The organism is Leptolyngbya sp. CCY15150, assembly GCF_016888135.1.
GTDB lineage: Bacteria > Cyanobacteriota > Cyanobacteriia > RECH01 > RECH01 > RECH01.
The window spans coordinates 21,723-42,328 of record NZ_JACSWB010000135.1; the positions used below are offsets into that span (position 1 = coordinate 21,723).

Annotated in this window: 18 protein-coding genes; 12 read left to right on the plus strand and 6 right to left on the minus strand. The window is 48.9% G+C overall.

What is annotated here, in order from left to right:
* Positions 1–44: 44 nt before the first annotated feature.
* The 3 genes from JUJ53_RS03760 to cysW all read left to right on the plus strand — a co-directional run bounded on the left by JUJ53_RS03760 (position 45) and on the right by cysW (position 3,295).
* The gene (locus JUJ53_RS03760; protein ID WP_204150645.1) at positions 45–1,190 is read left to right on the plus strand and encodes a sulfate ABC transporter substrate-binding protein; all 1,146 of its coding nucleotides are present in this window, start codon (positions 45–47) and stop codon (positions 1,188–1,190) included.
* A 451-nt stretch (positions 1,191–1,641) separates the two neighbouring features.
* Complete coding sequence (gene cysT, locus JUJ53_RS03765) at positions 1,642–2,433, plus strand: sulfate ABC transporter permease subunit CysT (RefSeq protein ID WP_343327882.1); 792 nt, start codon at positions 1,642–1,644, stop codon at positions 2,431–2,433.
* A gap of 49 nt (positions 2,434–2,482) precedes the next feature.
* The gene (gene cysW / locus JUJ53_RS03770; RefSeq protein WP_204150707.1) at positions 2,483–3,295 is read left to right on the plus strand and encodes a sulfate ABC transporter permease subunit CysW; all 813 of its coding nucleotides are present in this window, start codon (positions 2,483–2,485) and stop codon (positions 3,293–3,295) included.
* Between the two features lie 180 nt (positions 3,296–3,475).
* Here cysW and JUJ53_RS03775 read toward each other — a convergent pair whose 3' ends face one another.
* Positions 3,476–3,613 carry a hypothetical protein gene (locus JUJ53_RS03775; protein ID WP_204150647.1) on the minus strand — a complete coding sequence of 46 codons (138 nt, stop codon included), beginning with the start codon at positions 3,611–3,613 and terminating at the stop codon, positions 3,476–3,478.
* A gap of 751 nt (positions 3,614–4,364) precedes the next feature.
* Here JUJ53_RS03775 and hppD point away from each other — a divergent pair.
* The 6 genes from hppD to JUJ53_RS03805 all read left to right on the plus strand — a co-directional run bounded on the left by hppD (position 4,365) and on the right by JUJ53_RS03805 (position 11,091).
* Positions 4,365–5,450 (plus strand): 4-hydroxyphenylpyruvate dioxygenase, encoded by a 1,086-nt coding sequence (hppD, locus tag JUJ53_RS03780; RefSeq protein ID WP_204150648.1) that lies wholly within the window; start codon positions 4,365–4,367, stop codon positions 5,448–5,450.
* Positions 5,451–5,703: 253 nt separating this feature from the next.
* Entirely contained in the window at positions 5,704–6,873 is a 1,170-nt protein-coding gene (tyrA, locus tag JUJ53_RS03785; RefSeq protein ID WP_204150649.1) for a bifunctional chorismate mutase/prephenate dehydrogenase, read from the plus strand.
* 672 nt (positions 6,874–7,545) lie between these two features.
* Positions 7,546–8,241, plus strand: coding sequence for a response regulator transcription factor (locus JUJ53_RS03790; RefSeq protein ID WP_204150650.1), 696 nt, complete (start codon positions 7,546–7,548; stop codon positions 8,239–8,241).
* Between the two features lie 212 nt (positions 8,242–8,453).
* On the plus strand, positions 8,454–9,467 hold the full coding sequence (locus JUJ53_RS03795) for an ABC transporter substrate-binding protein (RefSeq protein WP_204150651.1): 1,014 nt from the start codon (positions 8,454–8,456) through the stop codon (positions 9,465–9,467).
* Positions 9,468–9,496: 29 nt separating this feature from the next.
* Positions 9,497–10,288 (plus strand): ABC transporter ATP-binding protein, encoded by a 792-nt coding sequence (locus JUJ53_RS03800; RefSeq protein ID WP_204150652.1) that lies wholly within the window; start codon positions 9,497–9,499, stop codon positions 10,286–10,288.
* A 35-nt stretch (positions 10,289–10,323) separates the two neighbouring features.
* Positions 10,324–11,091, plus strand: a complete 768-nt coding sequence (locus tag JUJ53_RS03805; RefSeq protein ID WP_343327883.1) for an ABC transporter permease — start codon at positions 10,324–10,326, stop codon at positions 11,089–11,091.
* A 25-nt stretch (positions 11,092–11,116) separates the two neighbouring features.
* On the opposite strand, the gene JUJ53_RS03810 is transcribed toward JUJ53_RS03805, so the two are convergent.
* The 3 genes from JUJ53_RS03810 to JUJ53_RS03820 form a co-directional block, all read right to left on the minus strand.
* The gene (locus JUJ53_RS03810; RefSeq protein WP_204150654.1) at positions 11,117–12,862 is read right to left on the minus strand and encodes a CHASE domain-containing protein; all 1,746 of its coding nucleotides are present in this window, start codon (positions 12,860–12,862) and stop codon (positions 11,117–11,119) included.
* 237 nt (positions 12,863–13,099) lie between these two features.
* Complete coding sequence (gene arsJ / locus JUJ53_RS03815) at positions 13,100–14,344, minus strand: organoarsenical effux MFS transporter ArsJ (protein WP_204150655.1); 1,245 nt, start codon at positions 14,342–14,344, stop codon at positions 13,100–13,102.
* A gap of 58 nt (positions 14,345–14,402) precedes the next feature.
* Positions 14,403–15,413 carry an ArsJ-associated glyceraldehyde-3-phosphate dehydrogenase gene (locus JUJ53_RS03820; RefSeq protein ID WP_204150656.1) on the minus strand — a complete coding sequence of 337 codons (1,011 nt, stop codon included), beginning with the start codon at positions 15,411–15,413 and terminating at the stop codon, positions 14,403–14,405.
* A gap of 595 nt (positions 15,414–16,008) precedes the next feature.
* Between JUJ53_RS03820 and JUJ53_RS03825 the strand changes: the two genes are divergently transcribed.
* Positions 16,009–16,341 (plus strand): c-type cytochrome, encoded by a 333-nt coding sequence (locus tag JUJ53_RS03825; RefSeq protein ID WP_204150657.1) that lies wholly within the window; start codon positions 16,009–16,011, stop codon positions 16,339–16,341.
* 93 nt (positions 16,342–16,434) lie between these two features.
* A complete protein-coding gene (locus JUJ53_RS03830; RefSeq protein WP_204150658.1) occupies positions 16,435–17,355 on the plus strand; it encodes a tetratricopeptide repeat protein in 921 nt (306 codons plus the stop codon).
* Positions 17,356–17,451: 96 nt separating this feature from the next.
* Here JUJ53_RS03830 and JUJ53_RS03835 read toward each other — a convergent pair whose 3' ends face one another.
* A complete protein-coding gene (locus JUJ53_RS03835; RefSeq protein ID WP_204150659.1) occupies positions 17,452–17,622 on the minus strand; it encodes a metallothionein in 171 nt (56 codons plus the stop codon).
* A gap of 183 nt (positions 17,623–17,805) precedes the next feature.
* On the opposite strand from JUJ53_RS03835, the gene JUJ53_RS03840 reads away from it, so the two are divergent.
* Positions 17,806–18,204 carry a metalloregulator ArsR/SmtB family transcription factor gene (locus tag JUJ53_RS03840; protein ID WP_204150660.1) on the plus strand — a complete coding sequence of 133 codons (399 nt, stop codon included), beginning with the start codon at positions 17,806–17,808 and terminating at the stop codon, positions 18,202–18,204.
* 374 nt (positions 18,205–18,578) lie between these two features.
* Here JUJ53_RS03840 and JUJ53_RS03845 read toward each other — a convergent pair whose 3' ends face one another.
* Positions 18,579–20,339 carry an ATP-binding protein gene (locus tag JUJ53_RS03845; protein WP_239124753.1) on the minus strand — a complete coding sequence of 587 codons (1,761 nt, stop codon included), beginning with the start codon at positions 20,337–20,339 and terminating at the stop codon, positions 18,579–18,581.
* Positions 20,340–20,606 lie beyond the last annotated feature (267 nt).

Genomic DNA, 20,606 nt, shown 5'->3' on the forward strand with positions numbered 1-20,606 from the left:
CGATCGACAAGCTGAGTTCAAAACCTATGATTTTGGAGACAACTATGAGCAATAGGTCAGTTCTATCAAGGCTCTTCAGAGGCAAGGGCGATCGCCCTTCTGCCTTGCAATCCCGCCTCTCTCGCCTCTCATTGCAGCATCTAGGGCGGCTGAGGCGATCGCTTTTATTTCTCTTGGGGCTGGGCTTAAGTGCAGCGATCGCCTCCTGTGCTGGTTCGTCCACTGCGCCCGAAGGTGGTGCGGCGGGGGATGCGCCTAGTTCGGTGGAGATCACCTTGGTGTCCTATGCTGTAACCCAGGCTGCCTACGAACAAATCATTCCGCAGTTTGCCGAGAAATGGCGGGTTGAGCATGGTCAGGACGTGACTGTTAATCAGAGTTATGGCGGCTCCGGTTCCCAAACACGGGCTGTGCTGGATGGTTTGGAAGCTGATGTGGTTGCCCTAGCCCTAGCTCTCGATACTCAGAGAATTGAAGAAGGAGGGTTGATTAATCCAGGCTGGGAGCAGGAAGCCCCTAACGACAGCATTGTGCATAAGTCAGTAGCTGTCTTAGTCACTCGCGAGGATAATCCCAAAAATATCCAAGGATGGGCAGATTTATCCAAGGATGATGTGCAAGTAGTGACAGCTAATCCTAAAACCTCGGGTGGGGCTCGCTGGAACTTTATGGCGCTTTGGGGTGCCATCAGTGAGACTGGCGGCAGTGACGCGGCTGCGCTTGATTACACAACCCAAGTGTTTAAGGGCGTGCCGGTTTTACCTAAGGATGCTAGGGAAGCCACTGATGTATTTTTTGCCCAAGGGCAAGGCGATGTGTTGATCAACTACGAAAATGAAGTGATTTTGGCGGGTTTACAGGGGCAGTCTCTTCCCTATATTGTTCCAGACGTCAATATTTCCATTGATAACCCCATTGCAGTCGTTGATGCCAATGTAGATAAACACAATACCCGTGAGGTATCCGAGGCATTTTTGGAGTTTCTCTTTACGCCTGAGGCCCAGCGCGAATTTGCTAAAGTAGGTTTCCGTCCAGTCAATGAAACTGTAGTGGCAGAATTTGCTGATAATTTTCCTGTCATCAATCAATTATTTACCGTTGATGACTTGGGTGGCTGGGATGCGGTGCAAGAAAAATTCTTTGATGACGAGGCAATTTTTGATCAAATTCAAGCCAGCATTGGGCAATAGTCTTCTGTGCCGCAGCTTAATGGGGTATGGAGAATGGGTGATATTGGGTTCTCCATAGATGAATGGCGTTGCTGAACTATAGGATTATTCCGCTCAATTTTGAATGGAGTGTTAGGGCTTCTCACAAAAGATTTATACCTCAATTCAGCAACGCTAGGTGAATACGGTCTAGATAGATAGTAAGGCGCAGGTATGATGTACCTGCTGAGGATCAATTTAGATCTTAAACTCCAGATCAGTAAGCTGCCGAGCGCATTGTAAACCATGAAGAGATGTAGCTGAATATCATAATCTATAGGAGAGTCTGGGGATTAACCTATCTATTTATGCTTAGCATCAGCTATATCTTGCTTAATAGATCAGTGAAACCATTAAGGAGATAAAAATGGTGCAGTCCTGGATCAATAATCCTAGAACTCGATGGAGACAGTGGGGGCGATCGCTCCTCAAAATGCCTTGGTCTTGGCAGGTGACCTGGGCTTACTTATCAGTCATGTTATTCCTGCCGATTGTGGCGCTGCTCTGGAGAGCTAGTGAGCTAGGATGGAGCGATATTTGGCGAATTGCAACTCATCCGGTTGCTTTATCTGCCTATGATGTCACCTTTATTACAGCCTTCTTTACAGCAGTGATCAATGGAGTAGCAGGGCTGGCGATCGCTTGGGTCATGGTGCGCTACAGTTTTCCAGGTAAACGTATTCTAGATGCCCTAATTGACCTACCGTTTGCCCTGCCTACCGCCGTTGCTGGGCTGACGATTGCCACCGTTTATAGCCCCAATGGCTGGATTGGATCGTTCCTATCGCCCCTAGGTATCAAAGTTTCATTTACCCGATTAGGGGTGGCGATCGCCATGCTGTTTATTTCATTGCCCTTTGTGGTACGCACCGTGCAGCCTGTTTTACAAGAGATGGACACTGACATGGAAGAGGCCGCTTGGTCGTTAGGTGCATCCGATTGGCAAACATTCTGGCGAGTGATTTTTCCACCCTTGATGCCAGCGACGCTAACTGGTGTAGCCCTAGGGTTTTCTCGTGCAGTTGGTGAGTATGGATCCATCGTGATCGTAGCAGGAAATATTCCTTTCCAAGACATGATTGCTCCGGTGCTGATCTTTCAGCGACTTGAACAATATGACTATGCCGGAGCGACCGTCATTGGAAGCGTGATGCTGCTTTCATCGTTGCTAATTTTGTTTGCGATTAATCTGTTACAAGCATGGGGGAAACGATACGATGGCTAAGACAACCATTCAAATCAGTCCTAACCTTTCAACACTAGCGAATCATCCAATGCAGGCTGCCCGCCAGGCGTGGATTAAACCAGTGCTCATTACCAGTGTTGTTCTGTACCTAGCGTTAGTGCTCTTGATACCTGCTGTTAACGTATTTGTACAAGCCTTCCAAGGAGGTTTAGAAGGTTTCTTTCAAACCTTTACCACCCGTCACTTCCGCCATGCCGTTCAGTTAACCTGCTTCATTGCTATCATTGTGGTTCCCCTCAACGTCGCGTTTGGACTTTGTGCCGCATGGGCGATCGCTCGCCATCGATTTCCAGGGCGGACGCTATTGCTGAGCTTGATTGATCTACCTTTTTCTATCTCGCCGGTCGTCGCAGGTTTAATGATTGTTTTGCTGTACGGACGAGTTGGATGGTTTGGCCCTGCTTTAGAGTCTATGAATATCCGGGTTGTATTTGCTCTACCCAGCATGATTTTGGCAACTGCTTTTGTCACCTTACCCTTTGTGGCTCGGGAAGTCATTCCGGTTTTAGAAGAGGCCGGAATTGATGAAGAATCTGCTGCTCGAACTCTTGGAGCGAATGATTGGCAAGTTTTTTGGCGAGTCACGCTTCCCACCATTCGCTGGAGTCTTCTCTATGGCGTTATTTTGACCAATGCTCGGGCCATGGGAGAATTTGGAGCCGTTGCTGTTGTGTCTGGAAATATTTCAGGTAAAACGCAAACCCTGCCACTCTACGTGGAGGAGGCCTACAAGCAATATCAAACTCAATCATCCTACTCAGCAGCGGTTCTCCTGGCTGGCTTAGCTATTATCACGTTAGTGCTGAAGACAATACTGGACTATAAAACAGCTAAAAACTAGAGGAGGAGGCGATCGCTTGCTTGTAGGCAAGTAAGACATCTTTCTGCAAAATAGGTGAACAAGACAGGGGGCGATCGCTCAATTCTATGCTGGATAACGGTTATAAAATTTTCCAGTCTGCACTCAATAATAGGGCTGATCGATCCGCTTAAAGGTGGTGCGATCGCTCCTCTTCCATCATTACTGATCGCCGCCAATCAAGGTAAATACGGCCCAGTCGCGGGGATTGGGATGGGTTTCTAGGGTGATCAACATCGTCTGGCGCAGGGCTTGGGTATCGGTGTCGGTGCGATCGCGCTGGGCATAAAACGTGGTCATCAAATGACGCCGTGGAATATTGCACCAAAGTGGCGTTTTGGGCTTGGGCCGTGCGTTGAATGTTGCTGATAGAGGGCGCTTGACGTGAAGGGCTACCTTGATTTTGCTGTTTAGCCAGAGATGATACAAAAGCTCTAGTCCGCTTTCAAAAACTTCTAGATTGAACTTGGCGGCTATGCGATCGCCTGGAAGGCAGAGATTGATCTGAGCGAATAGCAGCTATGGAACAATGGGGCTTCGATCCACCCTTGACTGCTGTTGATAGCGACGATAGGCGATCGCTGTGAGGGAACAAGGTAGGGGGCGATCGCTCCAGTTGTGGCTGGATAAGAGGTACAACGAATGAGGTGTACCCCATAGCGGAGATGCGCCAGATCACGGTAACGGCGATTCGAGATGTTGACCGATCCGCTCAAGGTTGGCGGGGGGCGATCGCCTAACCAACGATTGCGTTACGACTGCTTCCACTCCACACGGATTCAGTAACCTGAACTTGATGCATAAACGGTTAGACGTGTTGCGGTATAAGCATTTGCCTTGTTAGAGTTCAGCGTTCATCTCCCATGTCTTCATGAAAACATTACATTCGTAAACTTTTCACGAACGCGCTTACTTTATGAAGACTTGATATGTCTCAAGGATTAACCTTGGAGCTTCTGAGATAGATCATCTAGCCTATGAAAAGTCATTGGGTGCCATCCACTTTCGTATTTCCTGTTTTCACTCAGTAGTTCTACAGACCAAGAAAGCCATGATCGATGATAACTGTTCAATTATCGGCGTTGATCATCTAGAGTTTTATGTTGGTAATGCAAAGCAGGCTGCTTTTTTCTACTCCCACTGCTTTGGATTTAACGTTGTTGCTTATCAGGGGTTGGAAACGGGCAATCGGAAAGTGACGTCCTATGTCATGGAGCAAGGCGACATTCGGTTTGTCCTCAGCTCTACGATGGATCCTGAGCATCCAATTGCCCAAAGCGTTCTGAGGCATGGAGACACCATTGCGGTGATTGCCTTGGAAGTTCCTGACGCAGCCCAGGCTTACGACCATGCGATCGCTCATGGGGCCGTCGGAGTGATTCCATGTACAAATCATGAAGATGAGCATGGCATCTTACGCTTTGCGGCTGTCCGTACCTTTGGGGATGCTTGGGTTAAGTTTGTCGAACGCAAGCACTACGTAGGCAATTTTGCTCCTGGCTTTGTAGCACGTGCTGCCCGTCATCAGTCTGTAGGACTCACCCGGATTGACCACATCGTGGGTAATGTGGAACGGGGCATGATGAATTCTTGGGTTGATTTCTTTATGCAAACGATGGGCTTTGAGCTGCGAATGCATTTTGACGATCGCGCCATTTCGACAGAATATTCTGCCCTGATGTCTAAAGTTTTACAAAAGGGTGGAAAGACCATTGTTAATATCAACGAGCCAGCCGATGGTCTGCGGAAATCTCAGATTGAAGAATATCTAGACTTTCATTATGGCCCTGGTATTCAACATATTGGTTTGGCCACGGAAGATATTGTTGCAACCGTTGTCCGTCTAAAAGCAGCAGGGGTTGAATTCCTACCTATTCCCAAGACCTATTATGATGATTTGGGTGATTGGGTACAGGAGCTAGAGATTCCTGTAGATAAGCTGGCAGAGCTTGGTATTTTGGTGGATCGAGATGATGATGGTTATCTCCTCCAGTTGTTTACAAAACCCGTGGGCGATCGCCCGACGTTATTCTTTGAAATTATTGAACGCCATGGTTCTCGCGGCTTTGGTGCGGGCAACTTTAAGTCATTATTTGTTGCGATTGAGCGAGAACAGTCTCTACGCGGCAATCTCTAGACGTCAGCAGCCTTCATGGGTGACGACATCTAGGAAAATCTATATCTAGGTCGCCTCCTGGATGATCACCAGACCCTAATATCTTGTTTTCCATGCCAAGGGTTTTAGGATAAACAGCGCTGTGTCTGACGTCCAAGTCACTGAGATCAGCAAACTCCTTATTCTGTGCTTGGCTCCAGTTTCCTAGCTCCAGTTTGATAGCGATCGCCGTCTGTGCCCTCATTTATTACTCTTCCAGCAAAAGGAACGAATCATGACAGATATTCAAACCCTTCAGTCTGTTGACCAGGCCTTGATTCATCTGCTACAACAGCGCGTTGCCTTGCTGCAAGCATCGGATACTCCCTGCATCGCAACCCAAATTGCGGACGTGCAACCCCTGCTCACGGAGGCTGGTATCTCAGAATTCACTTGGAAGACATTAGTCACCAACTGCATGGCGATGCTTGCTACAGATACGCCTGCGCAGCCCCAGCAACGAAGCGATCGCCGTCAAGTTACGATTGTGGGCGGACGGGGTGCAATGGGTAAGCTGTTCTGTGATCAGTTTGCGGCCACTGGTCATGCGGTTAGCATTATGGAACAGGAGGACTGGGGTCGGGCGGATATTTTGCTAGGGCAAGCGGATTTAGTGCTGCTCTGTGTCCCGCTGAAGTTGACGGCTACCTTAGCTCGTCAAGTGGGTCAATACTTAGCTCCCCACACCGTATTGGCCGACATTGCTAGCACCAAGGTTGAGGTGATGCAGGCGATGCTTGACAGTCACCATGGCCCAGTTGTGGGCTTACACCCGATGTTTGGGCCAGGCGTTACATCATTACTGGGACAAAAGGTGGTGGTTTGTGAGGGACAGCAGATGTCCCAATGCCAGTGGGTTTTAGATTGGATCGAGGAAAATGGTGGCAATCTTATTCCTGCAACCCCTGAAGAACATGACTCGATGATGATAGCTGTCCAAGCGATTCGCTTCTTTTCCAACTTTAGCTTGGGGACATTCTATGCTGAGGAAGGTATTGATATTGAGCGCAGTTTTGAATTTTCTAGCCCATTGTATCGCTCTGAGATCAACACGATCAGTCGCTTAGTTGCCCAAGATGCTGCTCTCTATGTTGACATCTTACTCGCCTCTGACGAACGCCGATCTGCTGTTGGACGTCTGGTTGATACCTATGCGCGTCTCGCCCAGTTGATCCATGATGGCGATCGCACGGCCCTGATTGCCGAATTTGAGAAAACGCGCCAAAGTTTCCGAGACGGAGCTGAGCGATCGCTTGCAGAAAGTAACTACATGCTCAATAATCTCAGTCGATTCTTAGCTGCCCATGATGCTGAATCTCGCGCCAGTGTTACATCTGAGCGGCGATCGCTCCCATCTGTTAATCTGAGCACAGCCTCAGCGACCAATCTCGGCAAGGCAGCCTAACCGTTCTGGGCGTTGCGGAATCGCCATAGGATTTGCTCTTAGGAACCGTGAGCGAGACGCTTTACCTTAATTGAGCATAAGTTGTGAGTGGGAGCGTCTTGCTCCCATTCTGGTTTCATATCCAATCCGGTTGAATACCCAGCTCTCGGTAGCGATGTTCTAGCTTCTGAAGCGACAGGTGAGGGGGAATCTGTAGGCGTCTGGGCATAGGAGGAGCATCAACAACTACTATAGACTTAATCAGAATTAGGAAAAACAATCAATTCTCAGCCTGAAACTGATTGATCTCATGGTGAATACATCTATTTGGATGTCGAGCAGCTAATTGCCGATAAGGTCTATTGCCGAGATCATGAGGGAGTTGTATGAAAAAGCGTTACTGAATAGCAGGATGATTTTGCAAAATTTTGTATGGGGTTTCAGGGCTTCTAGTTAGAGATTCATGCTCTGATTCAGCACCATCTTCCTAAAACAACGCCCAGAGTTGCTGGCTAGGGAGAACCTGCAATTCTGTATCTTAAACAACAATCTTAGATGAGACTGTCAAGCAGGATGAGTCTCAGGTTGTGTCATGATGTCTCTCTGTACTGCGCGTGCAGCCAAGCAGCCATGACTCCGATATGACTCCGGTGTCAGTACACATCTAGGGTTGGGCAGAAGCTGTCAAAATCGATGCGTGTTTTATTAGTAGAAGATGACCGTCAACTTGCAGAGTCATTGATGGAAGCTTTGACGGTGCAGCGCTATGCCGTGGATGTGGCCCGGGATGGGGAAGAGGGTTGGGAGTATATTAGGGCATTTACCTATGATTTGGTGTTGTTGGATATCACATTGCCCAAATTAGACGGCGTGAATCTCTGTCAGCGTCTCCGCGATCGCGGAGACGCAACTCCCATCTTGATGCTGACGGCGCGGGATACCAGTTTAGATAAGGTGATTGGCTTAGATGCAGGGGCAGATGCCTATATGGTGAAGCCCTTTAACTTACAAGAACTGCTAGCCCAAATTCGTGCTCTTCTGCGTCGAGGGCGATCGGGGATGTCTCCAGTTTTAAGCTGGCACAAGCTCCAACTGGACCCCAGTAGCTATGATGTGACCTACGATCGCACCCCCATTCACCTCACCCCCAAGGAATTTGCCTTAATGGAGGCGCTCCTACGCTATGGACACCGCGTACTTAGCCGCGCTGCCATTTTGGAGCATGTTTGGACGTGGCAAGATGCACCGGACAAAGACACCATCAAAACCTATATCAAAAATTTGCGATCGAAACTCAAGGCGGCGGGTGCTCCCAATGATCTCATCGAAACGGTGCATGGTGTGGGCTATCGCCTCAAGTCACGGTCTGAAGAACCTGGTCAGGATTAAGGGGACATGGGTAGGATGTGAGGACTTGGCAATATTCTCCACCAATTCTTCACTCAATTATCCCTAGGTTCTCCACCTTTGACCTGTATCGTAAGGTCTCAAGTTACAGATTTAAAGACGCATGGCTTAGTTCACCTACTAGCATGATACATCAAATCTGTATCGTTTGATGCAATTCAATCTGAAATTTGAGATTTTTAGAGGATAGTGCCATGACGATTCGTAGACGGCATTTCTTGCAGTGGGGAGCTGGGGCAGCGATCGCCCTTGCAGCCCATGCCTGCAGCAATCCCCAGGCTTCTGTATCGGAGAATGAGAGTGCAGAAGATCCAGGCAAGATTTCCATTGGCTTCTGGCCCGTTGCCTCCGGCTTGCCGCTATTTGTTGCTGTTGAGAAGGGATACTTTGCTGCAGCCGGGCTGGATGTGGAAGCGGTGAAGTTTGCTTCGCCTAACCAAGTTGCTGAAGCCCTGATTGCAGGGCGGTTGCAGGGGACGGGTAATGGAGTCGCGAGCGGTGCGCTGGGTCTAGCAGAAATTACTTCACCAGGCTTATTCAAAATTCTGACCTCAAATCCCAGCAATGCTGAATATATCCTCGACCAGGTGATTGTAGCTAAGGATAGTCCGATCCAAACCATTGCGGATCTGAATGGAAAGTCCTTTGCTACCGGGCCAGGGGCACAAAACTTAGCGATCGCTGAGGCAATTCTGGCAGCGGCCGGGGTTACAGAACCTAGGGTACAACAGCTTGAAATTAGTCAGCATGTGGCAGCGATTGAATCCGGTCAAATTGATGCTGCCTATACCTTGGAGCCAACTGGCACAGTGGGTGAACTGAAGGGTATCACGCGGATCTTAGAAAGCGGTGTGGTATCTAAATATATCTTGGGAGAGCCGATGGCTCCTTGGTTCGGCGGGTCAGCTGCCCTCAGCAGTGCTTTTATTGAGCAATATCCAGAAAGCACTGTTATCTATGCTGAAGCCTATCGGCAGGCTGTTCAAGATATTCGAGATAATCCGGCAGAAGCTCGTCAATATTTGACCGGTTACACTGCCATTGAGGGTGAACTGGTGGAGAAGGTACCGATGGTGGGTTACACCATGTATGACGAATTTACGCCTGAGGATATCGCCTATTTCCAGAAATTCTTTGATTTCATGACGGAAAAGGAAATTTTTGCCCGATCAATTGATGTTGGAGCTCTAATCTATCAACCGGCGTAACGTCTTGCCCATCTTCGAATTTAACTATGATGATCAATCCTGTTGCTACGCAAAATGCTGCTCCGCCTGATCACTTTGTTTCGGTCAAGGGACTCTGTAAATCCTTCAGTGGATCGGTTCTTTACGACAATTTCGATCTTGATTTATCTCGCAATCAACTCGTCTCTGTTTTTGGCCCCAATGGATGTGGCAAATCAACTCTGATTAACATGATTAGTGGTCTTATCCCTGTAGATCAGGGTGAGATTCGTATCCATGATAAACCCATTCGACGCGCACGCATTGGCTATGTATTCCAGAACTATCGGGATTCTATGCTGCCGTGGCTAAGCGCCTATGATAACATCGCCTATCCGTTACGGGTGAAAGGCATTCCCGACCGAGACTGTCGCGATCGCGTTGAGCAACTCATTCAGACCTTCAATATCCAACTTGACCTAAAGCGATATCCCTACAGCTTTTCAGGAGGACAGCAGCAGCTTATTTCCATTATGCGAGCGCTGATCGCTGATCCAGAAGTGTTGTTCTTAGATGAACCTTTCTCAGCCCTAGACTTTGAAACTACGTTGTTTGTGCGAGATAAACTCCAGGAAATTTTCATGACCACCAAAATTCCTATGTTTATGGTGGTTCATAACCTAGAGGAAGCCGTATTCTTAGCTGACACGATCCTGCTGCTGAGTAAGCGTCCCACCCATTTAGTGGAAATGGTGCCCTTTAATGCTCCTCGACCCCGCACCCTCGATACCCTCACCTCCCCAGAGTTTATTGATGTGAGCCGTCACTGTCTAGAAATCTTTCGCCAGGAGATGCGCAAATGACCGTTACCCTCAACTCATCCAAGCGTTCACCATGGATGGCTACCCTGTCTCGGTGGATCGATCAATGTTTACCCTTGGTGGGCGTTATCGTACTTTTTGGGGTTTGGTGGCTGATTTCCGTCTCGGGCTGGGTGAATCCGGTTCTCTTGCCAACCCCTTGGAAAACCTTAGGCACGCTCTTTTCCGCGATGCTAACCGGCACCATGGCGGTTGATTTCCTAGCCAGCGTCTTCAGAACCTTTGCCGCTTTTTTTGCCGCTGCCCTTCTGGGGGTTCCCCTTGGCGTTTTGCTAGGTAGTTCTGAAAGACTCTACCGCAGCGTGGAATTTCTGATTGACTTTTTCCGCTCCACGCCTGCTAGTGCCTTGATTCCCATGTTTATTCTATTCTTTGGCATCAGTGATGTATCTAAGATCATTATTGCTGCTTTCAGTGCTTTTTTACTGATTGTGTTTAATAGTGCCTATGGCGTCATGAATGCTAAACGTTCTCGGATCTTGGCAGCGCAAGTCATGGGTGCTAATCGTTGGCAGGTGTTTAAGGATGTGTTGTTGATGGAAAGTTTACCCCAAACTTTTATTGGCCTACGCAGTGGCATTAGTATTGCGCTCGTGATTGTGATTGTGGCAGAAATGTTTATCGGTACTCAGGAAGGACTGGGAAAACGCATTATTGATGCCCAACAAATTTTGAATGTCCAGGATATGTATGCCTCAATTTTGATCACAGGATTGTTAGGCTATGGACTCAACGTTCTGTTTTTGTTGATTGAGAAGCGCTTTATTCACTGGAGTGGCAAGTAAGCGATCGCATTCATAAACCATGAGTTCACTCTAGCGGAAGGACAACCGTAACCATGGTTCCCTGTCCTTCCTCGCTTTCGATCGCCCAAGTTCCTCGGTGTAGTTCAACACAAGTTTTGACGACAGCTAGCCCCAAGCCAGATCCAACGATCGCTCCTACATTATGACCTCGGTAAAAGGCATCCCAAATCTGAGCTTGGTCTACGGCTGGAATGCCTATGCCGCGATCGCTGACCGTTAGGGTAGCACAGTGATCATCACTCTTGAGAGTCACCTGGACGTCACGATCAGATGGAGAATATTTTAGGGCATTGGAGAGGAGGTTGCTCAGCAGCGATCGCACCAATCGTTTATCCCAAAATGCTTTATCTTGTTGATTGCTTGCAGTAAGTACGATTCGCTGGCGATCGCTTTCCTCCATGTCTGTAATAATGTGCTGAATCAGAGGATATATCTCGACTAACTCCGGCGTATAATCTTGCTTGCCAACCTCTGCCCTAGTTAGGGTCAGTAGGTCGGCAACTTGTTGGCTCATGCGTTTTGCTGTTAGATAAATACGCTGGATATTAGTTTGTTTTTGCTGCTCGGATAGATGGTGATGGTTAAGCTGGAGAGATTCAACAGAGAGCAAGATAGTGCTCAGAGGTGTGCGCAACTCGTGGGAAGCCATGGAAAAAAACCGTAGCTTCAGATCGCTGAGGGCGCGGGTTTGCTCTAGTTCTGTATTCAATTGATGTAGAAATAGAAGGAAACTGCCGGTGAGCAATAGCCCGATGAGGAAGGTGACGGGCGCGCTGTAGTTAGCGTTAGAGGCGTAGTTGATTGAAGGGGAGAAAACCGCCCGCCATTGCCGTTCACCCACTGTGAGGGAATGGGTGCAGTCTACGGGGTTAGCACAAAGAGACATGTGGGCTGGAGAGGGGCGATCGCTCTCTAGGGTCATAACCTGCTGCTCTAGGGCATCATAGCGTCCCAAAAATTGCTGATCGGGTTGAGCACTTTGGTCATAAAGCGCCACGTGTATATCGTAGCGAAGATCCTGGAGAGATTCTTCTACCACGTCTGAAACGCGAAATACTCCCACCAAAAAACCAGTAAATTGATCGCGCCGATTGGATAAAGATGGTGGAGGTGTGGGCGAGTCATACAGGGGCAACACCATCAAAAAGCCAAACTGATCGCGCTGCTCCTGTACCAAACGGATCCGTCCTGTGGCAGTAATTCTATTCGTATCTCGGGCAGATTCTAGAGCGATGGTGCGATCGGTGGTGGAGTTTAGATCAAACCCAAAAGCGGCTTCATTATTGGCGAATGGTTCTAGATACACAACAGGGATATAATAAGGGCGATCGCCTGCTGGAATCAGTTGATTGGCGTTAGATAGTTCAGTGATTTGAAAGTTGGGATACCCTTCGGCTTGAATGCGTTGCTCGAAGGCCAGCCGCTCGGTCTGCTGAATGATCGGTGCCCATTCTAAGGCCTGAATGCCAGGATAGGTGATCAGCGATCGCTCTACAAAATGGTTAAAGTCTTGCCGGCTAACGGTTCCTTCGGTTGTTCTATAATAATCATCCAGGAAAGATAGTACATCTGTATAGCGATTGAGACTACGCTGCAGAGCTGTTGATATATTTTCAATCTGGCGCTGAAAGCGAACCTGTTGTTTAGATGCTTCCCATTGTCCAGCAAAAACTGCTGATAGAACCGATAGCCCTACGCCTAAACTGAGGACCAGTCCATATCGAATAGCTTGGAAGGGGACGACGTTCACGGCCAAGTTCCCAAGGAGGAAGGATGATGTAGGACGATCCTATCAAATCCGGAGCAAGCGCTATGGGATGTCTACCGCACTCTCTTCCAGCCTTGTGAGCGCAGCCCAACGATCAGAACGGCTGGGCACCCAATGTACAGGGATGCATCGGACTTGATAAGAAGATACTTCTGTCCATGATGACACAGTATGTTGCGTTATGGTGCTTTAATTTTTACACGTTCAGTTCCTGTGCATCTAGGCGATCGCTCCTGGAGGTTTAGGATTAGGCAGGTTGAGGGTAATAATTTCCGCAATCAGCACACAAAGCGCTGAAACCCAAAGGCAACCTACTAATCCATAGAACTGGAAAATGAGCCCGGATAGAACGGTTCCGGCCAAGCGTCCACCGGAATTCGCCATGTAGTAAAATCCTACATTCAGCGCTACCTTATCATCATCGGTGTAGGCTAGCACGAGGTAGGAATGCACGGCGGAGTTAAAGGCAAACACCAAACCAAAGAACATGAGTCCTAGAATAATCGTCTGTCCGGCAGGGCGATCCATCTGTAGGGCAATGGCAATGGAAGCTGGCACAGCGATCAAAAAACCTGTCCAAAATCGGATTGTACTGGCTTGGGGTGGATGTCCGGAACCAAATCGGTTGAGGAGCGTAGGCGCAAGGGATTGAATCATGCCATAGCCAATCACCCAGATGGCCAAAAAGCCCCCAACTTGCTGAAAGGACCAGTTAAGCTGACCGTAAAGAAAGACGGGCAAACCTACCACGAACCAGACGTCTCGGGCTCCAAACAGAAAAAATCGAGCGGCGGATAAAATATTGATTTCGCGGCTTTTGGAGAAAAGCTGGGTAAATTTGATTTTAGCTTTAATCTTGCCCATGCCCGATGGCAGCCAGCGGCTAGAGATCATAATCATCAGCAGCAATCCTGTCATGGTCAACAAGGCATTCACGTAGCCCAGGGTTGCCAGCAGCACGCTACCGATAAAAAAGCCCACGCCCTTCAGGGCGTTTTTGGAGCCGGTGAGGATCGCCACCCATTTAAATAGAGAAGATTGGGCATTTTGGGGAATCACTAGGCGAATGGCGCTTTTGGAACTCATCTTGGTCAAGTCTTTTGCCACTCCCGAAAAGGCCTGAGCCATCATCACATAGGGAACCGCTACAGCGATCGCCCACGATTCATCCACAGGCACCATTAGCAGTAGCGCGATAATTTGTAGGGCAATGCCGCCATACAGCGTCAGCTTCACGCCAAACTGGGAGCCAATCCATCCCCCAAGGAAATTGGTGACAATGCCAAAAATTTCGTAGAACAAAAATAGCATAGCCACTTCCAAGGGCGTGTAACCCAGGGTATGGAAGTAAAGCAACACCAACATGCGCAGGGCTCCATCGGTGAGGGTGAAGCCCCAGTAGGCAGCGGTGACGAGGGCATAATTGCGCACTCCAATCGTTTCAGCGGTTGTGGAGGGAGTCATGGAGGTTAGAAAAGTATAGAGTAACGTGGTCTATAGATAAAATGATGAGGCATGGGGATTAACCGAGAGCGATCGCCACCTTGCGAGCTAGGTCGGCCATGCGGCAGGAATAGCCCCACTCGTTGTCATACCAGGCCAGAATCTTCACCTGGGTGCCATCCACTACCATGGTTGAAAGGGCGTCAATGATGGAGGATCGGGGATCGTCTTTGTAGTCAATGGACACTAATGGACGTTCTTCGTAGCCCAAGATACCCTTGAGATGGCCCTCAGCAGCAGTTTTGAGGAGCTGATTGACCTCCTCTACCGTGGTAGGGCGCTCCACCTCAAACACACAATCGGTTAACGAAGCATTCAGCAGCGGTACGCGAACGGCTAAGCCATTCAGCTTACCCTGAAGTTCTGGATAAATTAAGGTAATAGCGGTGGCCGATCCGGTTGTGGTGGGAATTAGAGATAGGCTAGTGGCCCGGGCCCGGCGTAGATCCTTATGGGGCGCATCCACAATCGTTTGGGTATTGGTGTTGTCATGAATAGTGGTAATGACCCCATGCTTAATCCCCAACCCTTCATGGATCACCTTAACCACCGGCGCTAGGCAGTTGGTGGTACAAGAGGCCGCCGTGAGTAGATGATGCTCATCGGGATCATAGAGATGATCGTTGATGCCATAGACAACATTCAGCGCCCCCTGCTTCACCGGAGCTGCCACAATCACCTTCTGGACGCCGCGTTTGAAATAGGGCTCCAACAATTCCGGCGTGCGAAACTTGCCAGAACATTCCAAAACAATATCAACCCCCAGCTCATCCCAGGGCACCTCGCCCGGAGTGCTGTGGTCACTAAACGTCAAAGCTGTGCCATCAATGGCGATCGCCTCGTCTCCAACCGCCTCAACCTCCGGCGTCCAGCGACCATGGACTGAGTCAAACGTGAGCAAATGGGCAGCAGCAGCGGTGCCGCCCTTCACCTCGTTAATATGGACAACGTCTAGTTCGGGCCAATGCCAAGCGGCCCGCAAAACCAAACGACCGATGCGTCCAAAGCCATTGATGGCAACCTTTACCATACATCCTCCGCTGTTCTTGCATCTTGTACATCCTTCGATGAACGACCCGAGTGAGCAGAGGAACTCCACTAGACAGGGGGCAACTCATGCTGATACCCATCAAATCAAAAAAACTTGATTTGTCAAGCCATCTAGAACACATTCAGCTATTCTCAGGTTGAACATTTGCCCGAGCTTGCTGAGACTAGGACGTATGATGCCAGCGCTTCCGCATAGGAACGATATGCAATCATGTTGCTGTTCGTCTCCCGAGAGCGATCGCTAGAGTTCTGGGACTGCGATACTCATGATCCGAACAACAGTCTGATCTGTTAGGACAACGCAGCGATCGCTCCTGCCCGACGCTTCCAGCAGACCCTCATTCTGCTTATGTAACGGAGTCTGTAATGTTTGACCTGTTGTCTTTTGACGAAAATCCGGATTTCTACAACAGTGGAAGAGCAGGTGTAGCTGAATGGGGGCAACCGCTAAGAACGTGGCGACGTTGTTCTAACGGCACAAAGCTGATGGGTAGCGTTGTACTCAATCTTGTTGCCCAAGGCAGCATACCTGTCAGCAACACATGTAGTGATTCATAGTATTGAGAGGAGAACCGGTGAAGCGATTCATAATTAGTCTATTAGTTACAGTATGCCTAGGTCTGTTTGCATGGACTCCCTCTGCACTAGCAGCCGATATTGCCAATGGGTCAAAGGTTTTTGGAGCCAACTGTGCTGCTTGTCATATGGGCGGAGGCAATGTAGTCAACGGTTCTAAAACTCTGAGAAAGAGCGATTTAGAACAGTACAATATGGCATCCCTAGAAGCTATTCAAGCTCAAGTGAAACAAGGTAAAGCAGCTATGCCATCTTTTCTAGGACGGCTAACGCCTGAGCAGATTGAAGATGTGGCAGCCTATGTGCTTGACCAAGCAGAGAAGGGTTGGTAGCAACGGCTGCAGGGTCTTTTGAATGAAGGATCTGAGAAGGTTTCCTAATCAAACATCTTCTTGCATCCTTCAGACGTTTCTATCCTCATTTTCATGAGTATACTAATGCTTTATCGATGGAAATCCGTCGTAACAGTCGGACTATGCTTTTATCTAATAGTGGGGCTATGGGTAGCTCCTTCATGGGCCGAGTCGGTGAATGCCGATCGCTCACCGACTGCCTTTCAAGCAGGGTTGCAGTTTTACCGTGATGGTGAGTATAAACAGGCTGTGACGGCTTTTACCCAAGCGATCGCCCACCGTTCTGACCATGCTTCTGCCTATAGCAATCGATGCTTATCCTACATGCAGATCCTGGACTATGAGCAAGCGATCGCCGACTGTACTCAGGCTATTGCTCTGAATCCTAGGGATTTAGAAGCTTACCTAACGCGCGGACTTGCTGCTCACAAGTTAGGTGATCACGATCAAGCGATCGCTGACTATAGCCAAGTCTTGGCCTACGACACCACAGACTATCGGGCCTACTACAACCGTGGGCTAGCCCAATTTGCCCTGGCCCATCATGAGCAAGCTATCGCCGACTATGGGCAGGCTATTCAACAAGGGGCTCATTTAGACCCTCGTAGTCTGGCAGACTTTTACGATGATCGAGGCCTAGTCCATCTGGCGCAACATGATCACGATAGCGCCATTGATAACTTCAATCAAGCGATCGCCCTGGATGACCTTAATGTTCGAGCCTACTTTAACCGGGCCTGCGCCCATCACCAGCAACAGGATTGGGTTGCAGCTCTCCAAGACTTCGACCAAGTCGTTGAGGTCAACCCTGATCATGCTGAAGCCTTATTAAACCGTGGTCTTATCCATCAGCATCTAGGAGACATCGATCAAGCGATCGCTGACCTCCACCAAGCAGCCACCTGTTTTTGCGATCAAGGACACATGCAGGCCTATCGGCAAACCTTAGCGCTGCTCACCCGCTTACAGTTCCCACCTTCGTTAGTGGGCTAAAAAGTCTAGTTTTTTGATCATCGTGTTTTTTGATCATTGTGATAGAAGCGATCGCTCCAAACCTGTGTGGATAGAGGCGATCGCTCCAAAGCATCATTACGAATGATGGCACTCACAGCCCGTATGCCCACAGCCAGAGCCACTTGGATGTCCATTGGCACAAGCTTCGCTACAGTAAGGTTTGCCATCTTTTTGAATCGCAGAGCTGAGATCCACAACACATAAACACGATTCACAAGCACATTTCATTTGCGTTACGGTCGTCATACTTGCCTCTCTTCACGTGGACTTAACAACTGAACAACTGTTCATGTATCGAATGCTAACACCTGAACAGACATTCATGCAATAGTCTGCCTATTTCTGCAGATGTTAGGATGACGATGTGGGACAATCGCCATAGGGCTATCCCAACGGACTAGCAACATCACGGAGTGATAGCAGTTAGAGATGGATGTTGAACGATCGGTGAATGTGGAGCCAGGCAGCAAATTTCAGAGTCTCAGCCAGCAGGTGTTGAGTATAGACAAAGCCCAGCGCATGGCAGAATTTTTTGCTGTGCTAGGAGATCCCAATCGCTGGCGTATCTTGTCAGCCTTGGCTGCCCAAGAGCTACGGGTACGAGATTTAGCTGAAGTGGTTCAGATGACTGAATCAGCCGTGTCTCATCAACTGCGAGTGTTGCGAGCCATGCGCTTCGTTAGCTATCGTAAGCATGGACGTAATGTACTTTACTGCCTTAAAGACGATCATATTTTTAACCTCTATCGCGATGTGTCAGATCACCTGGATGAGCCTGAAGATGGCACTGAAACAGATGCGATCGAAGAGGAGCATTTTGAAGGATAGGCTGATATCTAGCTGATATCTAGCTGACAATGGAAAATACTGTACCTAGCTATGTTCATTGTTTTATATCATTCCTATGCTGAACGCGGGAATGCTTCAAAGGTTGCTTCTATGCCCAGATCCTACCAGATCCTAGTAGTTGTAGGAGAATGGTCGCAGGAGTGACTAAGACAAGTGTCAACGCCTGCGTTGCTGAATACAAGTATGAAGTCCCAAATCCGCCCTCACCCTAGCCCTCTCCCTAGGGAGAGGGAACAGGAGTTCTAGCTCCCTTCTCCTTGGGGAGAAGGGTTGGGGATGAGGGCAAATTATCTATCAATTCAGCAATGCCTCAACGCAGGAGTGCTGGCACCATGCGATAAATTAAATTGCTATTAGATAGTAGATTGATCGTAGTGTAGCGGTAAAACCACTTGAAATACAGTACCTTTTCCGAGCTGGCTTGACACGTCAATATGTCCACCCTGTAAATCGACAAAACGCTTCACAATATTTAAGCCTAGTCCTGTTCCGGCAATATTGCTCACATTACGACCTCGATGAAAGGGTTCAAATACATAGGGTATATCTTCAGCAGGAATGCCGATGCCAGAATCAGCAATGTGAAACGTAACTTGATCGTTATATTTAACGATCTTAAACTGAATTGGAGCGGATTCTGGCGTGTAACGCAGGGCATTAGATAGAATATTGGTCAAAATTGAATGCACCATGCATTGATCTAAGGTGACGATTAATCGTTTGTGACGGCTTGTGAGTTGAACTCGGTTTTCGTGGATGACCGGCGAGCGATCGCCCCCAGATGCCAACAGCAACTCTGAAACCACATCCTGACAGAACACTATCAGATCAAACTGACGGGGTTGAACCTCCATGCCTTTGGCCTCTACCCGACCAATGATTAAAATGGCATCGATCATCTGGGTCATGCGTTCAACATTATCTTGAATGCCTAATAGATAGGATGATTTCTGATCAACCGTCAGTTGATGGTCATAGCGCCCAAGCGATGACACCGATAGCAATATATTATTCAATGGATTACGAAACTCATGGCATACCATGGTCACGACCCGCGATCGCAGCTCACTTAACTCCTTAAGCTGTTCATTGGCCTGCTGTAGTTCTGTGGTGCGATCGCGTACCCGGTGCTCCAATTCTTCATTGGTGCGGTGCAGTAAGGCTTCTGCCCATTTACGCTGGGTAATATCTCGAAACACAACGACTGCCCCAACGAGCTGACCCTGCTCATCTCGTATCGGCGTGCTAATGTATTCCACTGGAAAACAGGTGCCATCTTTACGCCAGAACACTTCATCCGATACACGATGAACAATGCCATCTTGAAATGCTGCGTAGATGGGGCAGTCTTCTCGTCGATAAGACCTGTGATCGGGATGGGAATGGTGTAACACTTGGTGCATGGATTGACCCAGCAACTCTTGAGGATGCCAACCGATCATCTGGGCAGCAGCTGGATTCACAAAGGTTGCATGGCCTTGCAAGTCAACCCCATAAACACCCTCACCAATGGCATTTAAGATCAGCTCTTGCTGCCGGCGCAGGTGGTTAACTGTCGGTTCGGCTAGGGCAATTTGCTCCGATCGCGTCAGGCGCGTGTAGGCAATAAAGAGACGATGGCGATCGCACACACCAGCACCATCCGGCATCAGCACGACCACTGGCTCCTCTGACGCCTCTGTAGATTCCTGCGCCAAGAGGCAGTCGATCGCATCCTGCAATCCAGCCTGTTCATCAATCGCCACATAGTCACAAACGTGATGCCAACGCTCTGTAGAGTCCATGAGGCGTTGGGAGCTTGGTTGATGATCAGCAGGTCGAAGCGATCGCCATTGCGTCCACCGCCGTCGAGACACCATGGCAACTGGCATGGCTGCCGGAGAGGCGACTGGATCAATGAGCAGCACACCCAAGGCTTGGGGATAGTTTTGGAAGAAAACGTCCAGCGTCTGATCCGTACTGTCTTGGGGCAGCCTATGACGCTGGATGTCCAGCGTTGAGAGAAGCGTGCCCACCATCGGGGTGGATAGTACGGTTGCATCGCTAAGCGATCGCGCTGAAGGCATGGGCAAGGGATCGGATAAATCCAGCGGCAAACGAAAATAGGAGGGCATAGAACCGCCAACGAGTGCTAGATGAGACAAGGCTATGAGTTTTAAGCGTCACTGGCACTGAAGCTGATCGATCCCCAAGGCAGCATGGTTATAACGCCAAGGTTCTGACCATATGGTAGCCTCTTACACCACAAACATACCCCCAAAAATCCTATCAAGGAATAGGCAAGACCGCCATCTTGTTCAGGCATATATGGGCCCGCGGGGGAATTTAGGCAGTCTAAACTAGCTAGCCCATTGCTCAGCAGGTATCTAGTCCGTAGACAT

Bases quoted from the DNA above. Each gene is read 5' to 3' on its own strand.
- JUJ53_RS03760 (WP_204150645.1), top strand. From the start codon at position 45: ATGAGCAATAGGTCAGTTCTATCAAGGCTCTTCAGAGGCAAGGGCGAT.
- cysT (WP_343327882.1), top strand. From the start codon at position 1,642: ATGCCTTGGTCTTGGCAGGTGACCTGGGCTTACTTATCAGTCATGTTA.
- cysW (WP_204150707.1), top strand. From the start codon at position 2,483: ATGCAGGCTGCCCGCCAGGCGTGGATTAAACCAGTGCTCATTACCAGT.
- JUJ53_RS03775 (WP_204150647.1), bottom strand. From the start codon at position 3,613: ATGACCACGTTTTATGCCCAGCGCGATCGCACCGACACCGATACCCAA.
- hppD (WP_204150648.1), top strand. From the start codon at position 4,365: ATGATCGATGATAACTGTTCAATTATCGGCGTTGATCATCTAGAGTTT.
- tyrA (WP_204150649.1), top strand. From the start codon at position 5,704: ATGACAGATATTCAAACCCTTCAGTCTGTTGACCAGGCCTTGATTCAT.
- JUJ53_RS03790 (WP_204150650.1), top strand. From the start codon at position 7,546: ATGCGTGTTTTATTAGTAGAAGATGACCGTCAACTTGCAGAGTCATTG.
- JUJ53_RS03795 (WP_204150651.1), top strand. From the start codon at position 8,454: ATGACGATTCGTAGACGGCATTTCTTGCAGTGGGGAGCTGGGGCAGCG.
- JUJ53_RS03800 (WP_204150652.1), top strand. From the start codon at position 9,497: ATGATCAATCCTGTTGCTACGCAAAATGCTGCTCCGCCTGATCACTTT.
- JUJ53_RS03805 (WP_343327883.1), top strand. From the start codon at position 10,324: ATGGCTACCCTGTCTCGGTGGATCGATCAATGTTTACCCTTGGTGGGC.
- arsJ (WP_204150655.1), bottom strand. From the start codon at position 14,344: ATGACTCCCTCCACAACCGCTGAAACGATTGGAGTGCGCAATTATGCC.
- JUJ53_RS03820 (WP_204150656.1), bottom strand. From the start codon at position 15,413: ATGGTAAAGGTTGCCATCAATGGCTTTGGACGCATCGGTCGTTTGGTT.
- JUJ53_RS03830 (WP_204150658.1), top strand. From the start codon at position 16,435: ATGAGTATACTAATGCTTTATCGATGGAAATCCGTCGTAACAGTCGGA.
- JUJ53_RS03835 (WP_204150659.1), bottom strand. From the start codon at position 17,622: ATGACGACCGTAACGCAAATGAAATGTGCTTGTGAATCGTGTTTATGT.
- JUJ53_RS03840 (WP_204150660.1), top strand. From the start codon at position 17,806: ATGGATGTTGAACGATCGGTGAATGTGGAGCCAGGCAGCAAATTTCAG.
- JUJ53_RS03845 (WP_239124753.1), bottom strand. From the start codon at position 20,339: ATGCCCTCCTATTTTCGTTTGCCGCTGGATTTATCCGATCCCTTGCCC.